Origin of the sequence: Candidatus Latescibacter sp., from assembly GCA_030692375.1 — a bacterium.
Lineage (GTDB): Bacteria > Latescibacterota > Latescibacteria > Latescibacterales > Latescibacteraceae > JAUYCD01.
The window spans coordinates 1-22,732 of record JAUYCD010000053.1; the positions used below are offsets into that span (position 1 = coordinate 1).

At 46.9% G+C, this 22,732-nt stretch carries 20 protein-coding genes and 3 tRNA genes; 5 read left to right on the plus strand and 18 right to left on the minus strand.

The window, feature by feature from the left end:
• Positions 1-720: 720 nt before the first annotated feature.
• Both purM and Q8O92_03385 read left to right on the plus strand, forming a co-directional pair.
• Positions 721-1,794, plus strand: a complete 1,074-nt coding sequence (gene purM / locus Q8O92_03380) for a phosphoribosylformylglycinamidine cyclo-ligase (GenBank protein MDP2982356.1) — start codon at positions 721-723, stop codon at positions 1,792-1,794.
• 158 nt (positions 1,795-1,952) lie between these two features.
• Positions 1,953-2,366 carry a VanZ family protein gene (locus Q8O92_03385; protein MDP2982357.1) on the plus strand — a complete coding sequence of 138 codons (414 nt, stop codon included), beginning with the start codon at positions 1,953-1,955 and terminating at the stop codon, positions 2,364-2,366.
• 374 nt (positions 2,367-2,740) lie between these two features.
• Here the strand turns inward: Q8O92_03385 and fucI are convergent, their stop codons facing one another.
• The 17 genes from fucI to Q8O92_03470 form a co-directional block, all read right to left on the minus strand.
• Complete coding sequence (fucI, locus tag Q8O92_03390) at positions 2,741-4,600, minus strand: L-fucose isomerase (GenBank protein ID MDP2982358.1); 1,860 nt, start codon at positions 4,598-4,600, stop codon at positions 2,741-2,743.
• 13 nt (positions 4,601-4,613) lie between these two features.
• On the minus strand, positions 4,614-4,838 hold the full coding sequence (locus tag Q8O92_03395; GenBank protein MDP2982359.1) for a DUF2283 domain-containing protein: 225 nt from the start codon (positions 4,836-4,838) through the stop codon (positions 4,614-4,616).
• A 282-nt stretch (positions 4,839-5,120) separates the two neighbouring features.
• Positions 5,121-5,960 carry a rhomboid family intramembrane serine protease gene (locus Q8O92_03400; GenBank protein ID MDP2982360.1) on the minus strand — a complete coding sequence of 280 codons (840 nt, stop codon included), beginning with the start codon at positions 5,958-5,960 and terminating at the stop codon, positions 5,121-5,123.
• On the minus strand, positions 5,848-6,648 hold the full coding sequence (locus Q8O92_03405) for a nitrilase-related carbon-nitrogen hydrolase (GenBank protein ID MDP2982361.1): 801 nt from the start codon (positions 6,646-6,648) through the stop codon (positions 5,848-5,850). The genes Q8O92_03400 and Q8O92_03405 overlap by 113 nt, the downstream gene beginning before the upstream one ends.
• A gap of 403 nt (positions 6,649-7,051) precedes the next feature.
• Positions 7,052-7,459, minus strand: a complete 408-nt coding sequence (gene ndk / locus Q8O92_03410) for a nucleoside-diphosphate kinase (protein MDP2982362.1) — start codon at positions 7,457-7,459, stop codon at positions 7,052-7,054.
• Positions 7,460-7,599: 140 nt separating this feature from the next.
• Positions 7,600-9,126 carry an HD domain-containing phosphohydrolase gene (locus tag Q8O92_03415; protein ID MDP2982363.1) on the minus strand — a complete coding sequence of 509 codons (1,527 nt, stop codon included), beginning with the start codon at positions 9,124-9,126 and terminating at the stop codon, positions 7,600-7,602.
• Between the two features lie 297 nt (positions 9,127-9,423).
• Complete coding sequence (ggt, locus tag Q8O92_03420) at positions 9,424-11,007, minus strand: gamma-glutamyltransferase (protein ID MDP2982364.1); 1,584 nt, start codon at positions 11,005-11,007, stop codon at positions 9,424-9,426.
• Positions 11,008-11,059: 52 nt separating this feature from the next.
• On the minus strand, positions 11,060-11,341 hold the full coding sequence (locus Q8O92_03425; protein MDP2982365.1) for an Lrp/AsnC ligand binding domain-containing protein: 282 nt from the start codon (positions 11,339-11,341) through the stop codon (positions 11,060-11,062).
• A 247-nt stretch (positions 11,342-11,588) separates the two neighbouring features.
• Entirely contained in the window at positions 11,589-12,431 is an 843-nt protein-coding gene (locus tag Q8O92_03430) for an SPFH domain-containing protein (protein MDP2982366.1), read from the minus strand.
• Between the two features lie 28 nt (positions 12,432-12,459).
• On the minus strand, positions 12,460-12,663 hold the full coding sequence (locus tag Q8O92_03435; GenBank protein MDP2982367.1) for a hypothetical protein: 204 nt from the start codon (positions 12,661-12,663) through the stop codon (positions 12,460-12,462).
• 23 nt (positions 12,664-12,686) lie between these two features.
• Positions 12,687-13,202, minus strand: coding sequence for a hypothetical protein (locus Q8O92_03440; GenBank protein ID MDP2982368.1), 516 nt, complete (start codon positions 13,200-13,202; stop codon positions 12,687-12,689).
• Positions 13,203-13,373: 171 nt separating this feature from the next.
• Positions 13,374-13,462 (minus strand) — tRNA-Ser (locus Q8O92_03445).
• A gap of 475 nt (positions 13,463-13,937) precedes the next feature.
• Positions 13,938-15,089 (minus strand): heavy metal-binding domain-containing protein, encoded by a 1,152-nt coding sequence (locus tag Q8O92_03450; protein MDP2982369.1) that lies wholly within the window; start codon positions 15,087-15,089, stop codon positions 13,938-13,940.
• Positions 15,025-15,459, minus strand: coding sequence for a transcriptional repressor (locus Q8O92_03455; GenBank protein ID MDP2982370.1), 435 nt, complete (start codon positions 15,457-15,459; stop codon positions 15,025-15,027). The genes Q8O92_03450 and Q8O92_03455 overlap by 65 nt, the downstream gene beginning before the upstream one ends.
• A gap of 641 nt (positions 15,460-16,100) precedes the next feature.
• A tRNA-Ser gene (locus Q8O92_03460) sits at positions 16,101-16,188 on the minus strand.
• Complete coding sequence (gene tadA / locus Q8O92_03465; GenBank protein ID MDP2982371.1) at positions 16,142-16,651, minus strand: tRNA adenosine(34) deaminase TadA; 510 nt, start codon at positions 16,649-16,651, stop codon at positions 16,142-16,144. Before tadA ends, Q8O92_03460 begins: the two co-directional genes overlap by 47 nt.
• Positions 16,652-16,895: 244 nt before the next feature.
• Positions 16,896-18,026: a uroporphyrinogen decarboxylase family protein gene (locus tag Q8O92_03470; protein MDP2982372.1), complete on the minus strand. Its 1,131-nt coding sequence runs from the start codon at positions 18,024-18,026 to the stop codon at positions 16,896-16,898.
• 297 nt (positions 18,027-18,323) lie between these two features.
• Here Q8O92_03470 and Q8O92_03475 point away from each other — a divergent pair, with 297 nt between their 5' ends.
• Complete coding sequence (locus tag Q8O92_03475; GenBank protein MDP2982373.1) at positions 18,324-20,411, plus strand: T9SS type A sorting domain-containing protein; 2,088 nt, start codon at positions 18,324-18,326, stop codon at positions 20,409-20,411.
• A 6-nt stretch (positions 20,412-20,417) separates the two neighbouring features.
• A complete protein-coding gene (locus tag Q8O92_03480; GenBank protein MDP2982374.1) occupies positions 20,418-22,076 on the plus strand; it encodes a carboxypeptidase-like regulatory domain-containing protein in 1,659 nt (552 codons plus the stop codon).
• 88 nt (positions 22,077-22,164) lie between these two features.
• On the opposite strand, the gene Q8O92_03485 is transcribed toward Q8O92_03480, so the two are convergent.
• A complete protein-coding gene (locus Q8O92_03485; protein ID MDP2982375.1) occupies positions 22,165-22,356 on the minus strand; it encodes a hypothetical protein in 192 nt (63 codons plus the stop codon).
• A gap of 247 nt (positions 22,357-22,603) precedes the next feature.
• Between Q8O92_03485 and Q8O92_03490 the strand changes: the two genes are divergently transcribed.
• A tRNA-Arg gene (locus Q8O92_03490) sits at positions 22,604-22,680 on the plus strand.
• Positions 22,681-22,732: the final 52 nt, after the last annotated feature.

The following is a 22,732-nucleotide window of genomic DNA, read 5'->3' on the forward strand; positions in this document are numbered from 1 at the left end:
GAAGGGGGTAGAAAAAATGAAAGATAAAAAATGCTTGTGGCGAATTCTCCCCTTAACAAGGGGAGATGCCGACAGGCAGAGGGGATCAATCCCTTTAATGAAATGTGAAAAAACATTTTATGAATAATCCGGGCTAAAAGACTTGTGAAAAACACTTTTATTGAATGAAAACCCCGCTTTTTCTAAACTCACCTCTTGGTCTCCTCTCTATTCTAGAGAGGAGATAACTCGTTGCGAGCCTTCTAGTTCCCCCTCTATAGTATAGAGAGGGGGTCAGGGGGTGAGTTTAGGCGGAAAAGAAAATAACAGGCATTTAGACTTTTTCACAAGCCTTCTCAAACCCTCAAAATATATGTAAATCAAGCAATTACAAATTATTGCTTATAATAATCCTGCCAGCAGCCATTTCGGGAATGATTTTTCTTACATATGTATAACCGGCTGCTTTTTTTATAAGCGCTTTAATATAATAACATAAATATGAAAATAAGAAGCTTTTTTTTTAAAAATTTTTCTTTTTAATCTTTTTTTTCTAAAAATGGTTATATCAATGCGCCGGATCAGATGCCAATGCCCTGATTTTGCCGGGGAAAATCAGGAAACCCATTCGGCATGTCTTCTTCAGTATTGCTCCATGAGCAGTGACGCCGAAACTCTTTCCTTGAACTGCTACAGCGAAAAAGGTATATTAAAAAATCCTTTTTAGAGAAAGGAAATCTCTTGGATCACGATGCGTATAAAGAAGCCGGAGTCGATATCGATGCGGCGATGGAAACCAAACATCACATTCGGAAATTGGTGCGGTCAACCTTTCGTCCGGAGGTGCTGTCAGACATCGGAGCATTCGGCGGACTGTTCAAACCCGATTTCACCGGGATCAATGACCCTGTGCTCGTTTCTTCGGCGGACGGGGTTGGCACGAAACTGAAAGTTGCGGTCATGACCGGCCGTCACGACACAGTGGGCGCCGACCTTGTGAATCACTGCTGCAACGACATCCTTGTAATGGGCGCTGTCCCGCTCTTTTTCCTGGATTACCTGGCCTACTCCAAACATGACAATACGCTGGTGCAGGCGGTCATATCCGGCATCGCCCAGGCCTGCCGTGAGAATGGCTGCGCTCTCATCGGGGGCGAAATGGCCGAGCTTCCCGATGTCTACCATCCCGGAGAATACGATCTGGCCGGAGTAATTGTGGGCGTGGTCGGCCAGGGTGATATTCTCGATGGTTCCCGGGTATCCGGGGGAGATGTCATACTCGGGCTCGCCTCCACCGGTCTCCATACCAATGGGTACACGCTTGCCCGGAAGCTTCTCTTCCGGACGGCCGGTCTCAAACCGGAAGACCTGCTGCCTGGAACAGGGAAAACCATTGCGGATGCGCTGCTCGCAGTTCACCGCTCCTATGGTCCCTCGGTCATTCCGCTTCTTCATGCCCCGGGGCTTCACGGCATGGCCCATATTACCGGGGGCGGATTTACCGGAAACATCGACCGCACCCTTCCGGCGCACCTCGATGCGGTGATCGATCTCGATTCCTGGGGAATCCCCCCTCTTTTCCGGTTCCTTACAGAGACCGGTAATCTCAGCGACGCCGAAGCGTACCGCACATTCAATATGGGAATCGGGATGACATTGACTGTGGATCCGTCCGAGGCCGAAAGAATCACTGAGATACTTAAGCGTTCGGGTGAAACAGTCTATCGTATTGGCCGGGTTATCCCCGGCTCACGGAAAGTCCATATTGTTCGAGGAAAAAAGAATACAGAAGACAGTAACCAGAAGACAGAATAAAGAGATTTTCTCTCGCAAAGTTCGCAAAGTTCGCAGAGAAATAAATAGTATAAACCAGAAAATATTGGACAGGATTAACAGGATTCACAAGATTAGGAAAAACAAGAATTTAAAAATCCTGTCTTGTAAATCCTGTCAAAAAAGGTTCTCAAGCCGATATGGATTTTCATCGAATCAAACTCTTTTTCATCTTTCAGGGGCCAGCGCTCCTTTACGCAATTGTTATTTTTTCCCTTTCCTCGTTTCCGGGATACAAACTTCCCTCTCTTCCTTTCGATTATGGGGACAAACTGGTCCACTTTCTCGAATTCGGGCTGTTCGGCATCTTCCTTTACCGCGCTTTCCGGTTTCCTCAGCCCTCATTTCAACCTCTCCGCCTGACCATCGCGTTCGGGTTACTTTACGCCGCTTCGGACGAAATTCACCAGCTCTTTGTTCAGGGAAGATTCTGCGATTTCTTTGACTTTGCAACCGACAGTGTCGGATTGATAGTCTTCGCGTTCATCTCCTCCCGCCTGAACCCGGCCCCCCCGGACGATTCCGAGATATTCATCCTGAACCGGGATCGGTGAAGACAGAATCCTGGTACGAGGGATAGTATCTTCCGACAGTGATGTCCGGCTATAATTTCGTCTCCATTATAAACATGAGCTCATTTCAAAAAAGAACGCCTATTTTGACGCCCTTATCTTTTTTATAAGAGGCTTTTGCAAAAGCTGTGTTATACGTAAAAAGAAAACCAGTTTTTTTACTACAGCCCCCTAACCCTCTGTCCCTTTCCCCCGTTCCGGGGGCAAGGGAAGTCGTTGCTCAACAGTCTTTGCTGCTTCGCAGGCACGGTAAATCTGTGTCCTGCCCACTTCAGGGGGAAGGATGTCCGAAGGACAGAAAGGGGGTTGCGTCAAACAATCTCGACTTCTGCAATTGTCTCATAAATGGACTTATTTTACCTGTACATCGCCCCCAGCTTTTCGCACACCCTGAAATCGTCTCCGCCGTACCGGTCCCACATGGTCGGCCGGAAGATCTGGTCTTCGGGGATGTTATGGAAATCCACCGGAATACGGAGCATGGCGTTCAGGGTGATAAGGTCTGCGCCGATGAGGCCGAATGAGTTGCCGTCGTGGTTCGGGCCGATAAGGGACATGTAGTCGAACGAGGACATATCCCAGGGGGTCCAGAAGGTCTCCGGCCAGGTGGGGTCGGTGCGTTTGCTCACATGCTCCGCCGCCTCCTCCGGGAGGTCTATGGTTTCGCCCTCCACCACGGAACAGGTCACGAGGTCGCCCACCACGTTGTACCGGTAAGCGGTCATGGGAATGCCGCCGGGAGTCCGGTAATGGCTGGAAAGGCCGTCTCCCAGGAAATATTCCAGCACCGCTGCCTGAAAGGATGTTCCGGCGATGGCGGCGTCCATGAGCTTTTTCCGGAGGGCGGGACTGGTACGGATGGCGTCGGCTGCATCCTGCATATCGATGGGGGCGTCTTCGGTGACCAGGGAAATCACGTTCAGGGCGTAATCGAGCGCCCCGGCGCCGGAATTCCGCTTGTCGATGAAACCGCCGGGAGCGATGTCGCTGATGTCCACGCCGGTGCTCTCGCGGATGCTTTCCGGGGTCCAGTTCGTCCTTATATCGGCGAAAAGCTGCGGCAGGCCGGAGAGCAGGCTGGCGGCGAGCATTCCGATCCCGTTCTTGGAGTCATTCTCGGTGGCGACAATGAACGGCGGGCGGTATCCGTTCCAGTCGAACGAACTGTTGAGGATCGATTCGGTGAGGTCGAAGTTGGGATAGAGGTCGGTCCAGGCGCGCTGTCCCTGGGTTCCGGCGGCGATGGCGTTGCTCCCCTGCGCCCGCTCCACATCGGCTTTGAACCCCTGGGCCTTCCCCACCTGAGGGTCGGCAAGCCGGGGATTGCCGATCATCATGTCACGGACGATGATGGTCATTTTAATGCACTCGCGCAGGAGTTCTTCAGGGGCATAGGGGCGGGTTCCGGCGCCGTAATCGATCCGGAATTTTTTCATGAACTTGGCTGCGCGCTCCAACTCCTCGTGATCGTAAAATTCCTGCTCCATGCGCCCTTTGACCGCCACCATATCCACCGAAACGGTGCCCATGCCGAAATAGTGGAGCATGAGATTGCGGCGGACATCGGAGCCGATGATCCCCATGGAGACTCCGCCGACCGAAAGATAGTTTTTCCCGCGCATCTCGGCGACCGCACAAGCAGCCCGTGCGAACCGGACAATCCTTTCCGCGACGAAGGGTGAAAGCTCCCCGTCTTCCGATTCAAGGTTCGGATTATAGATGGAAAATATCGGGCGCTCCTTTTCGTCCATGGCAGCGCAGAATGCTTTCAGCCATACCGCTCCGGGACGGTCGGTCTGATTCAGTCCCCAGGCGGCCTGCTGCCACTCGCTCGATCCCAGCCCCTGCGCAGCGGACATCAGTTCATCGCTGTACGCCCAGGAGCGGCTCACCCAGATGTTGGCGCTTACCCCCTCCTTCGCATAGTATTCCTGGGCAAGAGCGCCGGTCCGGGCGCCGTACACGATCTCCGGCGCGACCACCACCCGCACGGGGGTACCATCGGGGAGTTTCACCTTTTGGGTGATGAGATTGTAAACCTTTTCCACCATCCTCCAGGTTTTTTCAACATTTCCTTCATAGGCGCCGGTGCGGCCGTCGGCCACTGGAGTAAGTGCGATGGTGGGAATGGGACCGGCCAGCCGCCGCTGAGTCGGGGTGAATCCCCGGATTGAGGAAGCAAGGGAGGTGAAATTGGGGTGGGTATTGGAATTCATAGGGTTTACTCCTTCAGATAGAAACATGTTTTGTCAGTCCCACATCTTCAAGAATAACTTTTCGGAAAACTTCTGGGTCGCCGAATCGATTTACCGCATCCAGTATTTCTATTCCGGCAATATGACCATCCGCAGCATAATCAACCGAAATACCTTCTGTAATATGCTGTGTTGTCACTGTTTTTTCTAAAAATCGGATGTAAAGAACATCCACCTCGGCGTCATATGAAATTCTCAAGGTTTAATCTCACACGCTTTGATTTGTTTCCCTGCAAATGTAGAAGATAAAAAAGAAAATCCGGTTATGTCATTTGGTAAGTATTTTTTGAAAATATTTCGCCTTGGTTGCACATTTAGATACTGAAACGAGTTCAGAATGACACGTGTCATGCCGAACTTGTTTCGGCATCTATATACGATCGCGAATCTTATCTAATGGCAAACCTACGAAAGACAATATAGCATTTCACGAAAAGAGAGGAACGAAAAAAATGAATCCATCTCCAGACTCCTGTTTTTTTCACGCGTGCCTTCCCCTACTATGGAAATTCCTCCGGAGCCACCAGATGGTAAACACCATGCCGAAAACGAATCCGGCGACATGGGAGATGAATGCTATCCCGCCCTGTCCGGCGGCGCCGGCAGAGGTGGTGAAGGTGAGGGCGGAAGAGCCTATCTGAATGAAAAACCACAGCCCAAGGATAAAGAAAGCCGGTATGGGAATTATCCGTATGAAAATGATGAAAATGACCAGGGTATGAATTCGCGAGGCGGGGAACCGGAGGAAATAAGCGCCCAGCACTCCGGCGATCGCTCCCGAAGCGCCGACCAGGGGAATGTTTGAAGATGGAAAAGCGTAGGCAAATGCCAAGGTGGCCAGGATTCCCGCAGCAAGGTAGAAGAGGAGGAAGCGGAAATGGCCGAAATCATCCTCGATATTACGGCCGAAAACCCAGAGATAGAGCATGTTGCCGCCGAGATGAAGGAAACCGCCGTGCATGAACATGCTGGTCAGGAGCGCCAGGTGAGGATGAAGCTGTCCGGGGAGGTGTGCCTTTCCGGGATGGAAAAAGTTGAAGGGAACCATCCCGTATGCGAATACCGACCGGTCGATCGAACCCGGTGTGGTTATCTGCATCCAGAAAACGATCACATTGATGATGATAAGGAGGATCGTGATAAAAGGAAATGTGGAAATCGGCCGGTCGCTGTAAAGAGGAAACATGGACTGGAGCTTTCTCCTGAGTTTATGGTTCAGATATCCGGCGATAGAATTCGGGCCTGCGGCTCTCGAACAGGTCGTTGTAGCGGTTGATTTTCTTGTTTCTAGCCAGTGCGGGATCGATTTCCACCACTGCAACCGATTCACCTTCCGCAGGAGCGGCGGCCAGTATCTCACCGTAAGGCGATATGATCTGGCTTGCGCCGGTGAAAGTGAACGAGTAATCCCCCCGGCTCTCCACTCCATAGCGGTTGGCGGTAATGCTGAATACACGGTTCTCAAGGCTGCGGACTATCATTGAGCGCTGGCCCCAGGGCAGGACAAAGTTCACCGGATGGCAGATAATCTCAGCGCCCTTCAGGGCGAGCACCCGGACCGATTCCGGGAAGTACCAGTCGAAACAGATCATTATCCCAAGCCTGATCCCGTTCAGCTCATGCACTGCGAAAGGGATGTCGCCGGGTTGAAAGAACAGGTTCTCAGCCCCGAAAAGATGAATCTTACGATAAAGTTCCCGTGACCCGTCCGGACGGAGAAGCGCCGCCGAGTTGAAAAGAGTTCCCCGGCTGATCTCTCCGAATCCGACCACCAGCCCGCAGTTTTTTACACCGGCAAGCACAGAAAGCTCGTCCAGGCTGGGGGAATTGTCAAACGGCTCCGCTATCCGGGCGAGTTCCTCCTCTGAAGTGAACGTGTACCCGGTGGTTGCCAACTCTGGCAGAACCAGGAGATCTGCCTCCACCGAAGCGATGAGATTTTTCATGGTCTCGATATTGGCGGCGATATCACCGAATACCGACCTGAATTGTATAAAACCGACTTTCATGAACAGGGATTCCTTTATGCAATACGATGGGTGATAGAGAATTATGGATACGCCTAACGTAATGATTTACATGAAATAAGTCAATGGAGAACCGGGAATCTGGCCTTCCCCCATTTTTTATTCTGTGATAGATATGACATATCACTTATCTGCTCTTTAGACAAAATCCCCCCGCCGCATTAAGCGGCGACCCCCTTATTAAGGGGGTAAAAGCTGCCTGCCAACATGATTCCCCCCTTAATAAGGGGGGATGTCCGAAGGACAGAGGGGATGCATTAACCCAAGAATATTTTTAAAAAATATATTTTCGTGGAAAGATAAGCATCATAAAGAGTTACAAAAAATTAATTTAAATATCTGGGGGATGGCCAGGGAAATGGCGCTGGCCATGCTTAGATATGATTCAGCCGCATTCGGAGAAAATATACTGTATCTCTTTGAGGGCATTTTCAATGGAATCGGAAGCATGTACGGCGTTCTGGGTGATGCTTCTCCCATAAAGCCTTCGAATCGTTCCCTCGGCTGCTTTCTGAGGATCGGTATCGCCGACAACGCTCCGTACATACTGCAAACAGTCTTCACGCTCCAGAACCATCTCGACTATCGGACCGTGGGTCATGAAATCTACCAGAGGATGGAAAAACGGTCTTCCGTTATGGATATCATAGAATCCTTCCGCGCGCTCCCTGGTCAGAATCTCCATCTTCATATCCTTTATCAACAGCCCTTTTTCTTCAAGTAAAGAGATTACCTTTCCGATTTTATGATCTTCCACCACATTCGGCTTGATCAAAAGCAGCGTCTGTTCCATTGCAACTCCTTCCGAGACCTAAAAATTATTTTTTAACATGATTCACAAGATTCTATAAGATTTTACCTCATTTTACCTCTTATCTTTTGCTCTATTCTTGTTAATCTTGTTAATCCTGTCTAAATTTTTTCTTTTTTCTTTCAGACCGATTTATAGATTTCATCGGCCACGAACAGTTCGACAATTGCAGGGTCCAGTTTTCCGGTTTTCGCCTCAGTCTGGAGAACTTTCAAGGCTGTTTCCAGCGACATCGGGGGTTTGTAAGGCCGATCCTTGGCTGTCAATGCCTCGAATATATCCGCCACTGCAATGATTCTTGACTGGAGCGGTATCTCCTCCCCCTTCAGTCCCTTCGGATACCCTGTTCCGTTCAGCATTTCATGATGAGCCGCGGCATACCGGGGAATGTTACTGAGCTCTTCGGTAAAGGGAAGTTTTTCGAGAATGGTAAGTGTATGGTGAACATGGCTCTGGATTTCTCCGCGTTCTTTTTCTGTCAAATTACCCTTTCTCACCAGGAGATGTTCCAACTCGAACGGTTCAAGGCAAGGACATTCCCTGCCTTCGATGCTGCAATACTTTTTGGCGCCGATACGCTGGAGGCGTTCATATTCTTCCTCCGGGTAAAAACCGGGTTTGTTCATGCGGAGTATGAGGTCAATGTCGGAATCGATCTCAATTATTTCACGTTCGGATTCATTTTCAATTAATTCCCGTTCCTTCGATGACAGGCCGCCCGAATTTATCAGTTCCAGTTTGCGGAGGTTGGCCCGGTTTTCCCTATCCTTTTTGATATAGTCAAATCGGTTGACAATCCCTCCGATTACCTCATCAGAGAGCTTGTTCACTTTGTCGAGTACATATTCCCGCACCCCGATTTTTCCGATATCATGGAGCCAGGATGCCATACGCAGCTCATCCATCTCCTCCTCGGAAAAATCAACATGTTCGAATTGCCCTTCCTTACATTTATTTATGCATTCCGCCTGACTCATTACAAGATGAGAAACACGCATGGAATGACCGGCTGTGTGCGGGCTCCGCGCATCGATCGCCTGGGCGGAATAGGTAACCAGGCCCTCGAACAGGTTCTTGATGTTCTGAATGAGCACCGAATTGGTTATCGCAACCGCCGCCTGGGATGCGAGAGAGACGACCAGCTCCTGCATCCACGAATCATAGGGTATCGGATGCCCCATCTCGTCATGTGAATTCATAAGCTGGACGACTCCGATAATCTCATCCTTATGATTCTTCATGGGAACGACAAGCATCGAAACGGTTTTCAGGCTATTTTTTTTATCGAAATAACGAGTGGTCTCCAAGCTGAAAGGCAGATCGCTTCCGGCCTCGTCGAGATTGGGAATGTTGATCAGGGAACCGGTTGATGCAACGTAACCGGAAATGCTTTTATGATCAATCGGAATCCGGAATGTTTTGAACGGCACATATCCAAGACGGAGGAAAAGGATTTGGTTCTGAGCCACTTCGAACGAAAGTTCATCACCCCTCTTGATGTACAGGCTCCCGCCTTCAGACCGTGTGAAATCCCGCAGTTCACTCACAATCATCTCAAGGAGTTTGCTGAGATTATGCTCAGAAGAAAGCGCTATGCCGATGCTGTTAAGCCGGTTTATCAGCGACTTGAAATCGCGGATTTCTTCCATATATTTCTCCCTGGCGAAAATACGGGCAAGAAGCAATACAGTTCATTTAAAAAATTTTGAACCACGAAAGTCACGAAAAACACGAAATTTGTTATTCATTTTTTTAATAAAATCATTTTTCGTGCCTTTCGTGTGTTTCGTGGTTAAAAATCCTTCCTTTTTTCGTTAAAGTGAACCGTATTGGGACAAGAAGATGCTATTTTACCAAATTCGCCGTTTCATGTCAAGCTCATTTCCCGGCGCCTTCGAGTTCTCCGGCGTTTCTTTGTTTTACGACTGAGCACGAGGGTTCATTCTTTAAAAACCGACCGCCTGGCCGTCCTTTCGAGGCTCTGAACCGGCGCAGTAACCGTCCGCAAGTTTGTAAATAAGCTGGGCGCCGCCGTACATCGGCTCATCGATACTTACAATCTTGTGTCCGCGAGCGGCCAGTTCATTGACCGTTTCAGGTTTAACCCGCGGCTCCAGGGCTACTTCAAGGTCTTTCATCACCTGCCAGCGGGGCCCGTCGGCAGCCGCCTGCGGATTCTGGTGGTAATCGAAAATTCTGATCATCATCTGCGCGTGACCCTGGGGCTGCATGGCGCCTCCCATCACCCCGAAGCTCATGACCGGTTTGCCTTTCTGAGTGACAAACGCCGGTATAATGGTATGGAAAGGGCGTTTTCCTCCGCCCACCCGGTTCGGATGACCCTCCTCGAGGGTGAATCCCAAACCCCGGTTCTGGAGCGGAATACCGGTTTCCGGAATAACAATCCCGGAGCCGAAACTCCAGAAATTGGATTGAATATAGGATACCATCATGCCATTTGAATCGGCGGCGGTCAGGTAAACGGTGCCTCCGCGCGGGGGAGTTCCCCAGGAGGGATTTTTCGCCTGTTTCATGTCGATGAGCTTTGCCCGCTCTGCGAGATAAGCGGGATTGAGCATGTCCGCCGGTTTCACCGTCATGTATGAGGGGTCTGCCACATAGCGCCGGGCATCTGCAAAAGCCAGTTTCATCGCCTCGATCTGCAGGTGAAGGCTGTCCGCCGAATCCACCGGATATTTCTGCATATCGAAGTTCTTCAAGATTCCGAGCATGATGAGCGCGGCGATGCCCTGACCGTTGGGTGGAATCTCATTCAGTGTATATCCGCGATACTCCATGGATACGGGATCAACCCACATCGGTTTATGCTCGGCGAAATCCTCCAGGCTGAAATATCCGCCGGTTTTTTTGGAATGGGCAACAATTTTTTTCGCGATTTCGCCCCGGTAGTAGGCTTCCCCCTTTGTCTCCATAATTTGTTTAAGCGTCCGGGCATGATATTTGAAAACCACCTTTTCCCCGATTTTGGGAGGTTTGCCGTCAAAGAGAAAAGTATTTTTCCAATCCGGATAATCCTTGTAGGTTTCCACGAGGGAATTCCAGCTTGCCCCGATAACAGGAGTCAGGAGATACCCGTTCTCGGCATAGTCTATCGCTGCCATGAAAAGCTGGCAGAACGGCAGTTTCCCGTATTTCTCATGGAGCGTCATCCAGGCGGAGACCGCTCCGGGCACTGTAGTCGGTCCCCAGCCCTGTGAAGGTATAGTCTGCATGCCGGCGAATGATTTTGGACTCAGGGCTTTGGGGGATTTCCCGGAAGCATTCAGTCCCTGAAGTTTCTTCCCATCCCAAACGATCGCAAAAGCGTCGCTCCCCATTCCATTGTTATTCGGTTCCACAACCGTTAAAGTTATTGCTGTCGCAACCGCCGCATCCACTGCATTTCCCCCCATTTGAAGCATTTTCAAACCGGCCTGCGCAGCCAGAGGATGGGATGAAGCTACCACATTTTTAGCCAGTATCGGCATACGTTTTGAGGGATAGGGGAAGTCCCAGGTAAAATCAGCCATTATTACTCCTTTTTCCCTTTTTCTCATACCTTCTGTCAATGCCGTTTTTTACTCATTCTTCCATGCCGATGGCAAACATGCTCTCAAGATCGTGCTTGGAATACACTTTGAAAGCCAGGAGTGTTTCAGAAGTCTTGATTCCTTCGATCTTGAGAAGGCTTCCGGTAACGAGTTCAGCCATCTTTTCATTGTTGGGGACACGGATGATTGCTACTAGATCATATCTGCCGCCGACGGAATAGACTTCAGAAATTCCTTCAAGTTCAGCGATTCCCTCCGCCACCTGATTTATTTTTTCGCGCTCGACAGTGAGCAGTACCATTGCAGTAACCATGTGCATTCTCCCTGCTGAAACCACTAATAACCTTACCTTCGCTACTTACTGTTTGAGATTCCATTACTCTTCTCCCCTTTATTATTTTTAAGGTGGGGCTACAAATCAACTTACGCTCCTTGCTTTGACTACGAGCATCTACATCTCGAACAGGATAACCGAGATTCGTCATATCTCAGCGTTGATTTCACCCGCTTGCGTGCCTTCTGTGTGTCGAAGGATAGTCCCCATTAATAGGTTTTTATTCTTACTGCTTCTTTGCGGTAAGGTTGCCTATACCACCAAGAGCCGTAAAATTCTGTGGCACTACCCAAATAGCAGAACCGTTCTTAGCCGCCTCATATAATGCCTCAGCAGTTTTTAATGTCGCCTGTGCAGTCAATAAATTTGTGTATTGAGAACCACTTTGTGCCGAAAGAGCTTTAATTCTCAATGCTTCCTGATTCGCTATTTCAACTTCCGTCTTTTTTGCAGTAAGTTGATTCTGGACGTTAGACACCATATTGGCACTTGCTACAATTTCATCTGCAAGTTGAATGTTCTTGATGTTTACAAGATTAACGGCGACTTTACCTCCAAGTTTTTCACTGACAAGCTTTTCATTTGCAAGAACTTTAATACGATCTTCAATGGCTTTTCTGTTATTATTAACCTCAAGTGCATTATATTCTGCCACTGCCGAATAAGCTGATGCACGGACAATAGCCCTAACAAAATTTGCCATTAGAAATGTCTCTTTGCTTCCCTTTTCGTGCATATGCGCTGTCGCCGAATACTTAGTATAAAGGTCGAACATGGCAGACTCTTGCACAATATAGGTAAAATTAATGTCAAAGTCTTTTAATGTTGACTTATCCTTCGATGCAGGTGTTATCCCCTCTTCCGTGAGCAATATTTCTTTAGATGCGAATACAATAACATCGCCGATAACTGTTTGATGAAGCCCAACATTAAGATTCTGCGGTTGGATTGTACCTGTAAATTCTTTTCTTAATCCAATTTCTCCAGTGTCGATACGAGCACAACCGCAACCGCTTGTGATAACTATGATTACGAGAAACATTACGAAACATCCAATAATTCTTTTCATTTAACCGCTCCCTTTGTTTTTGATGTTATTAATTGAATAAAAGTGCTATTAGGTTGATAACAACTATTACAAAAACAAGTGACGTTACTGCCGCTCCTAATGCTCGTAGTGCAATTTTTAAATGCTTTCCCTTAAGTTTTGTAGTATATACACCGATAATAACTGCGAAAAACATCCACAAAAATACTAATATTAACAAAACATCGCCAAATGGCAATCCAGCACGAATCATTTTTAAATACTTCCTTTCCTTGCTTACACTAAGTTTAATTTAGGTGGTCTGCCTCTACGTGCTGGTTCACTTTCTTCTTCAATTACTGCTTTCTGCAACGGTTCAGGTTTAAGAAAAGGTTCGGTAGAAGGTTCGGGGACGGATTGTTTAATCCTTTCCGCAGACTGATTTATCTCGTCTACTAATTCATCAGTCGCTTTTTCTACGGATGGTTCTGGTTTCTTGGTTGTATCAAATGCACCAACATTACCACTTGTTTTAGGTGCAACTGGTTCTATGGGGAAAGCAGTATCAATAGAAATCTCATTATCGCGTATTGCGGTCTTTAGCCCGATAAGCGTCTCAAGGTGCGCAAGAGTAATATCTTCCTTGCCCTGCACTTCGAGTTTGGAAAATATACGGTCTGGTGTTATTCCCATTTTCCCAAAGAACGCTATCGCATTTTCTCTTTTCTGAGATAGAGTCATTTGTGTCCCCACGGCAACCTTTTTAACTTCTTCATAAATCGGATTAATGTAGGCGCGTGGGATAACGCCCAAGAGTGCATTTCTACGAGCAATAAGAGATGATAATCCGGCTCAGTGTAATGAATATCCGAAAATGTAATATATTTCATGGGGAAAGTGGGGAAAAAACACATAATAATGAAAGAATTTCAATAAACTGGGATGTGTACTGCGGGATAGTGCGGGTGATATGCAAAGCTTCTCTGGCGGAGAGGGAGGGATTTGAACCCTCGACTGGGGTTGCCAGTACACGATTTCCAGTCGTGCTCCTTCGGCCTCTCGGACACCTCTCCACCTAAAAAGAAAATAAATATACCTTTTGGATCAGGCAGGGTAAAGAACTTTTCTGCCCTTATAAAATTATCCGCTGAAAAAATTGTATACAAAAAAAAATTGGCGGAGAGGCAGGGCTGTCCCCCTCTCCTAGTCAGGAGAGGGGGTAACTCATTATGCGCCTTATTCTTGCCATCTCCTAATTAGGATAGGGTGGCCGAAGGCCGGGTGAGGTTTTCGTCAATTCAGAGAGCTTTTTAATACTTTTTACCGCATCATCAATGTTCATGTCGTTTTTATTGTCAAATGCTTGCAGCGAACGGTTTGCAGATTTGCGATGTGGCGGATTTCGGTGTACAAAACTATCACATTATCAACAAAGTTTGATAGAAACGATACAGTTCGATTATTCACGAAACCCGCCATAGACGCCAATGTGCTGTTGTGCGCTACCCTGCTGTTTGTTCAAGTACTGTGAAGTCAGATAATAAGTTCTCAGAACATTTTCATCAGCATAATACGAGTTATATCGTCACTGGCATCGGTAAGTCCAATGGCAAATCCAGTACTAAACATAAGACCACTCTGAAGGTGGAACATAATGCCTGGCTGAAAATAATGTTCCTGCCGCCATGGAATTATTCCCATTTTTTTGTTATCCCCTAATCCTCCCAGAAATTCAAATGTTAAAGTGCTGGCTACAATATTTTTTTTATCGCCTTTTCCTGTAAGTTTCATTCCACATTTGCTGCATTCGCCAGGTTTATCGGATACCACATCAGGATGCATCGGACAGGAATAGATACTTGCTTCGTAAGGGGTAAGTTTATACATTGCTCCCATTGAATAACCGAAAGGAGTTGCTCCTGTTCGGGTATCGGTTTCATTAATCCAGTTAAATGCAATGTTCCAGTTTCCGATGTTCTGCGAAAGAATAAAGCGCGATTCAAGAATTTTTTCGCGTTTGGGTTCTTCTGCTTTTTCTTCGTAAGGTGGTATCATCCAGCCGCTGGTTTCCATTTTAAATCTTGTTTCTGGGTCCAGATCTTCAAATTCAAAATAAATAGTCGGATTCAGGAAAACTTCTTTTTTAAACAAACGATACCTCGTTTCAAAACGGAAGCCGGTGAATTTGGAAATTCCTGTTCCGAATTCCTGAAATGATTCCACCATTAATTCAAGTTCCAACTGGTCGGTTGGGTTATAACCGATTTTTGGCATCTGCGATAAGAAGTTGCGCTGCCCTTCTTCTCTATCTACCTTTGATGGCGAGGTGTGGTCAATCATAAGCATAAACTCTATTTCGCCTTTTTCAACCTCGTGTCCGTAGGTGGTAAAGTAACCTTCCTGCGCAAATAATACATTGGGTGGTATCAATGAACCCATACCCCATACTAAAAACCCTATTAGCATAACCAACTTTTTTAACTGCATTTTACTTATCTCCTTTTTTTCATTTACTGTGCTTCCCTGTTCCTTAAAAACATTCACCTCCTTTACAGGGACCGATTTGGGAAACATCGGTGATTTGTAATTATGATATTGATATTCGTTATCATTATAAAGACAAAAAAATAAAACCCTATTTTTTACATCTTTTGCATACGCCGTATAGTTCCATACGGTGCCTTTCGGGATAGAATCCATGAAGTTTAGCCATTCTTTCCTGCAAACGTTCAATCTCCGGATCCACTACTTCTACTAATCTACCGCACTTAGTACAGATGAGATGGTCGTGGTGTTGGTGGCCATAGAGATGTTCGTATCTAGCCGTGTCATCCTCTAATTTTAGTTCGCGGCAAAGGCCACATTCACAAAGCAACTTAAGTGTCCGATAGATAGTAGCATTTCCTATGGTTGGGTATTTCTTTTGAACAATTCTATAAAGTTCATTAGCAGTTAGGTGTTTATCTGTGTTTAAGAAGATATACAGTATTTCTCTCCTCTGTTCGCTGTGTTTAAGCTTCTTGGCAGCAAGATAATCTTCAAATATTTTTTCTTCTCTTTCCCAGACCATAGAAATCTATCCTTATACTATGATAATGAAAATCATTGCCAAAATAACAGAATAAAGATTATTTGTCAAGTAATTTTTTAAACCTGGAAGTAATCCCCCTATTCTTTTCTTCCACACTTATTACATACATCCGGCTCTTTTTCAGAGGGTTTTACCCTGAACAACTTTACGGCGACCCTTTTGTAGAGAAAACCTTCCAACGGCACCCAGCATTTTTTACATTTCTTCTTAGGCATTATTTACCTCTTTGGAGAACCTAAAAATGCTGTTTGAACTTAATCTCGTGTTAATGCATTTGGAAAGGATTTTATAATCACCGAAGGCAACAGCTTTTACTTGATAAGACAACTCTCTTATAATGACGCTATCCCTGACTTATCAATTTATCTATTGAAATTTCCAGAGCTTTAGCAATTCCCGCTATTGTTTGGATTGTAGGATGCTTTGAATCTCCTGATTCAATCTTCACAACGGTAGTAAAAGAAACATTAGCGCATTGCGCGATGGAAGAGGGAAATTTTGAATCCCAGAAAGAATTTCTGGAAAAGATTGGTTCGAACTTTATTTTAAAAGAGCGCCGCCTCAATTTCTCGACGGAAGGTACCTTCCGTTCCCTCTTTGAAGTAGCGCCCTATTCTAATTGGCGGAGAGGCAGGGATTCGAACCCTGGGATGACAAGTCATCAACGGTTTTCGAGACCGCCCCATTCAACCGCTCTGGCACCTCTCCGTTCACTGCGCAGCGTACGGAAGAAATCCCGGAGAATGCCGGAACACTCCTCCTCCAGAACCCCGGACGAAACCTCGACCACGTGGTTGAGCGTGGGGTCACGGCAGATATCGTACCGGCTCCCGCAGGCGCCCATCTTCGGATCGGCCGCTCCGTACACCAGCCGCGGGATACGGGACAGTACAATCGCCCCGGCGCACATGGGACACGGCTCCAGTGTCACATACATCGTGGAATCGAGAAGCCGTTCATATCCGGTTGCTTCCGCGGCAGCGCCGATGGCGATGATTTCGGCATGAGCGGTCGGGTCGCGGAGGGTTTCCACCCGGTTTCCGCCCCTCCCGACCAGCCGGTTGTCTTTTACAATCACCGCTCCCACCGGGGTTTCGCCGAGCTCAAGCGCTTTTCCCGCCTCGGCAAGCGCGAGCTTCATCCAATATCCGTCGCTTTTTCTGTCTTCCATAAAAAAACCTTATCAATCTGTTAAATATACAATATTTTTGGTATTTCTTGCAACCAGAATAATTAACTGACCATCCCCAATTTTCTGAAATGACAGTCTTATTACATCACTACATAACGTTTTTAACAGATAGTCTGAACCAGTGATGCGCTTGATACAACTGATGAAAAGATGATGAAATGCTATGTGGTTCATCAGATTTATCATTTTTTAATCACGCGCATCACTGGTTCAGACTATCACTTCAATCTTCTCCGGGATATTCACGGATACGTTCTTCACGCTGCGGAATACCGAACATTTCACGTTTTTTGTGAAGGTAGAACCGGTAGTTTTCCAGGGAAACATCCGCCGGGATGAGGTGGTCGCAGTGAGGAATATATCCGCCTTCCTCAACAAGGGGGGCAAGGTATTCCAACTCACGGACAATTGTATCGCCTCCCCTGGCGATTTTGGTTTTGTCAACTCCGCCGGAGAGGAGAATACTCCTGCCGTATTTTTTTCGAAACATCAGCGGATCGGAGCTGCCGTTCCTCTCCAGAGGAAACATTACGTTGATCCCGGCATCGAGCCACGAATCCACCAGAGGCCCGATCCAGCCGTCGCAGTCCACAAAGATGATATCGATACCGTTTTCCCGGAGCACTGCATTTATCTGCCGGTATCGGGGGACGATATGCTCCCGGAAATAATCCGGCGAGATCATCGGACCGTTATTGAAACAAATATCCTCCCAAAACCAGGCATGAGATACCTTGCCGCTTACCTGGGAAAGTGCGCGTTTCATCATTTCGCAGGAAAGGTTCGCCATATGCTGGATCATCTCGTCCACCAGGTCCGGATCATCATACATCAGGTAGCAAATTTCGGCAAAACCCACAAAATTCCGTATACGGCCAAAAAGAGATCCCGCATAAATGTAAGGGATGAAATCCTGCTCGATACTTTTTTCTACCCGGGCTGAGAGATCGCTGGGAATCCGGCCCGGTGTATCGGGGTCGAGCCGCGGTTTAAACAGCGTCTCCCAGTCTTTACGGGATTTGAGCGAATATTCGATGTGCTCCGGCATGGTTGTGATGCCGTCAGCAGGGGTACGGCACAAGACCATGTCTTCGTCATAATAGTACCGATATCCGTCTTTGATACCGGCTTCACGGATGGTTTCGGCGGGGAAAAGATTCACTTCCACAGGAAGTTTAAATCGTCGTTCCAGTCCGAAATAGAGCTCGCGTTTCTGATGGGTGTCCAGCCCTCCGGGAATCCCCTCTTTTTCCCAAAGACGGATGGTTTCATCCCAGAAAGAAAATTCCATATCCGGAACATGGTCTATGGTTTGAAAATGCATGCAGCGTTGGAACCGTTCTCGTGAGGTCATACGTTTTTCCTATTATTCATTGAGTAATATGTACCTTGGAAATTGGTTTTACCGTAAGGTACCTCGGCTTTTATAGAAATGAAATACCTTATCTATCTCCAAGGAGTTATAATGTACACTTTCCTGTGGGGAAAAGCAGTTTGAATAAAAAGTTGCATTAATTGCTCCGGTGATGAAACAGTTATATTGAACGGCGTCAGGAAGAACTTGTTTCGGCATCTATATCTATATTTCGGGAACTTTATGCCTCTTGCCCGGTATAATAGATTAATATAATCCAAAGGAATCGAAATCGATATGAGATCGTTTTTTTTTAGTATAGGCGCAAGCATTCTGCTTGTCATGGCAGCGGTTTCCCCCCTCACCGGGGATTATGCAGTGAAACCGGATAATGAAATCCTGCCCATTGGTCCGATACATAAAACCGCCGCCTCTGCTTACGCCTGGCCGAGAAATATCAATCCTCTCCATGCGCTGGTGGTTTTCACCAAGTTCAAAGGCGAAACTCCGGGCGATACACTGGCTCCTCCCTGGGCGAAGGACCTTTTCAACGGTCAGATGGGAAGTGTTAATGACTACTTCAAGCAAGTATCATTCGGACAGTATAAGGTGATCGGCGAATATCTCCCCAAGATGTACGAAATGCCCCAGGACACCACATATTATCGCACCAGCGACCTCTATTGCCTGGATATCATCCGCATGCTGGATAATGACCCCACGGTGAATCTGGCAAAATATGACAATGACGGCATGGATGGGATACCGAACAGCGGCGATGACGATGGTTTCGTGGATTATATTATACTTGTGCCCCGAACACGGCCTTACAATTTTATATTGAAATTAGCTACCGGAGTCATGAACATCAGTTTGAAAGATACCTATTATACCCATAATATAAGCGCCAATGGCTATAACATCAAAGTGGACTCCTTTTCCGGATGTATTGCCACAGCGCTGAACGGGCACCAGGCGTTGGGAACAATTGTAGCCGAGATCTCCCACGCCTATGGGGCGGATGATCTCATGGACAAGGTATATGATACCCCTGAAACCGATTCAGCCGGAGTCGGCTACTGGTGCGTTTTGGGCCATGGAGCGCTGGGATGGGGAGGCCTTGGTGTACCGGTCGGCCCCTGCGCTTATAACCGCATGCTCATGAACTGCATCGGCATCCACAATTCCAACCTGGTGGATTTGTACGGTGTCATTGAAGGGGTTAAAATAAAAGATGTGAGCGATCCGGGCGGGCAGGTTTTTCGCATGTGGATCAATTCCGATGAATATTTTCTGATTGAATACCGTAAGAATGATGGCAGTTTGTACTATGATAACCAGCTTCCCAAGAGCGGCCTTTTAATCTGGCATATCCAGGAGCGGGAGAGCAATTCCACAGAAGAGATAAAAGTTTGCGATCTTGAATGCGCCGATGGTCTCTATGCGGATTCAGGGTACCCGATGGGGAAATTACCTGATCCCATAAAAGGAAAAGATAATCTGGATTATTGGGCGCATGATTTACAATATAGTGCCTACCACGGCGGGAATCTGGGAGATTCCACCGATGTTTTCGACGGAGTGAAATACACAGCTTTCGGTTTAAACACAAATCCCAATTCTTATACAAATCGCGATAAGAGAAAGACCGGTATTGAAATATTTAATATCCGCAAAAGCGGAAATGAAATGATGTTCGACTGTTTTGTATCCTCAATTCCCGGGGTGCTGCCGCCTAAAGCTCCGCTCATCGGCCTGGGCTTTCAGCGCTCTACCGGTATCAACGCTAATCCATATATCCGCTATGAAAAAACCATTTACCTTATGAATTTCGGACTCAGTTACCTTCCGGAAGTTATGGTCACGATTACCAACGATTCCCTGACAGTCCGGGATATCCAGTCTTTATCCAAGTATGAAACAATGAAAATCATCCAGGATACCATGCTCCCGGATGAAGTGAATGTACGCGGTACCAGCATCACTCGTGAAAACATCTCTTTCAATGAATTCGAGAATGTTTCGAAAGCCTTCGGGATGAGTCTTAAGGATATAGGTCGGGGGAACATTCCGCACTGGATACAAAAGGTGAATATGACGGTAGATGGAAGAGTCAGTCCCTTTATCATCACCCTCCAACAGAATTTCCCCAATCCGTTTAACAGTACAACGATCATACCTTTCATACTCTCCACCGGGGGTAGGGTAACCCTGGAAATATTCAATATCCTCGGACAGAAAATAGTTGAAATGGATGGGGGTTTCCAGGAAGCGGGATCTCATACCATACAATTCAAGGCGGACAAGCTGCCGACCGGTCTTTATTTCTATCGGCTCCGTGGAACCGCTTTGTCGCTTACTAAAAAATTTATGATAATCAGGTGAAACGCGATGAAAATAAAGCTGTCCCCGGTACTATCCGGGATACCGATTCTATTTATCATTTTTTCCGGCTGCGGGAAAAAAACAGTGGGAAACGATGAAATACAGCAGGGTTCTTCCGGCATTACCGTAACCGTGCAGCATGATTCCGGACGTCTTTTGCCCGGATTCGAAATATCGACTCAACCTGCTACCATGCGTATCTTCAGCGATTCAACAGGATATGCCGCTCTTGTCAACATACCGAAAGGCACTTATGAGGTATCGGTTAAAAAAGCCGACTTCCCGGTTTTTTCCAAAGCAGCTACAGTAGATATAGGAGAAATCCAAAAAATACTCTTTACCTATATCCCCACGGTAAATGTGTCCATTTATGATGACACCGGCCGTTCCTGCCCAGGCGCCAAAATACTGACCAAACCGCCGACCTTCGAGTTTGTTACCAACCAGAATGGGATTGCCATTTGCAATAACATGCCGCAGACGCCTCTCCAATTCACCATCAAACGGGCAAACTATGCCGATACCATACTGGAGGTACCTTCTTTAAAACCGACAGTTGATCTGGTGGTGGCATCCGCTTCACCAATAATCACTATCATCTCTCCCATCCACGATACTGTAATCCCCAGCCCCAGCAATGTTAAACTTACGGGAGGAGGGTACGATCTGGAAGATGGTGTTCTGCCCGACAGCTCGCTGGCCTGGTTTTCCGACCGGGATGGCAGACTGGGTTCCGGGCAGACGCTTATTGTTCCCTATCTTTCTCCGGGCAGCCATAAAATTACTTTGCAGGGAACCGATTCTGATAAAAAAACAAGCCAAACGACTATTCCGGTAACAGTGAAGGATTTTCAGTTGAATTCTTATTTCCCCATTCCTTCCGGCGAGACCTGGAGTTATCGATACATGATTCCCGAATTTTATATTGCCAACCAGGATAAAAACTCTGAATTCTGGTCACTCCAGAACATAAGCGTTCGAATAGATGGATTTCAAAGAATAACCGAACTCTACTGGGATGTTACTGTTCAACAGGTAGTCACCCATCGCCGTCTCACCTTGACAGACTATCTGGAAGTTGAAAACGGGAATATTTATATTATAAAAACCACCGAGAATACTAAAGAATGGAAAGGCATCATGCCGCCTTACCTTACCATGGATGTTACTACTTCCTATACTCCCCGATACCTTTTCCTTAAAAATACAACGGATGTTCAGGCAGAAAAGCATTACGAATCTACGGTGCAGTCGGAAACGATATGGAGTTACATTTACTATTCTGAAGTATCCGAGAACTACCATGAGATAAATATTCTCACTACTTCTATCCAGGTGGAAGATGAAAAGAGCATACAAACCGATAAAGGCATTTTCAGCGCAGTGAATCTCACCATCACACAAAAAAATGCGGTAAAAAAATGGTCATTGACCAAGGGCATCGGCCTGGTACGCACCGAGGACAACGCCTTCAATCCCAGCGCTGTAGCAGTGCTCCGTGATGCCAGCATTTACCGGTTTTACACTCTTCCTGCCCAGAAGACGGTTATCGAGCCGGCGCTCAACCCCATCCCCCCTCAACATCTGAATTTCGAGATAGACCGAACCAGCTTTGAAAGCATGAGAGCTTTCGAGAAATTCCTTGTCGGGTTTTGCCCCCGGTAAAGAAGAAAAAAAACCACATGAGCCATGCAATCTCAGGGACAGCATGGCTCATGTGGGATTAATGTTACTTTATACCAATATAATGATCTTATTCTTCCCGATATGACAGAATCTCGCGCTCTCGTTCCAAATCATCGATTAAAGCCTGAAGTTTCGCATCTATAGCGACGATGAATGCCTGAAGTTCCTCTTCAGTTCCCAATTCGTTTGCCAGAGCCTCTATTTCACCGTTACGCTGATCGAGCACCTCTCTCAATTCATCCCGCAAATCATCGTACATGTTACATCACCTCCCTTTCTCATATTCAAAGTTAATATTAGACGTATAAAGAAGTCATATTGTTGCAAATATTTTTGGATATTTTTCTGTTAGTAAAGCATTTTTTCTCATCAGAAATGTCGAATAATAAAATCAGCTTATTATACGGTGTGGGTATCCGATGTGACCGCAGTTTTGAAAGCTTAGAAAGAAAAAAATGTATTGCAATACAACCCCGGAATTCATATATTTATTTCAGTTTATATGTGCGCCCTTGGCCTAATGGATTAAGGCATCTGACTACGGATCAGAGGATTGGGGGTTCGACTCCCTCAGGGCGCACCATGAAAGATTTAAAAACAGCCGCGTGTGAGAAACAGGCGGCTTTTTTTTACAA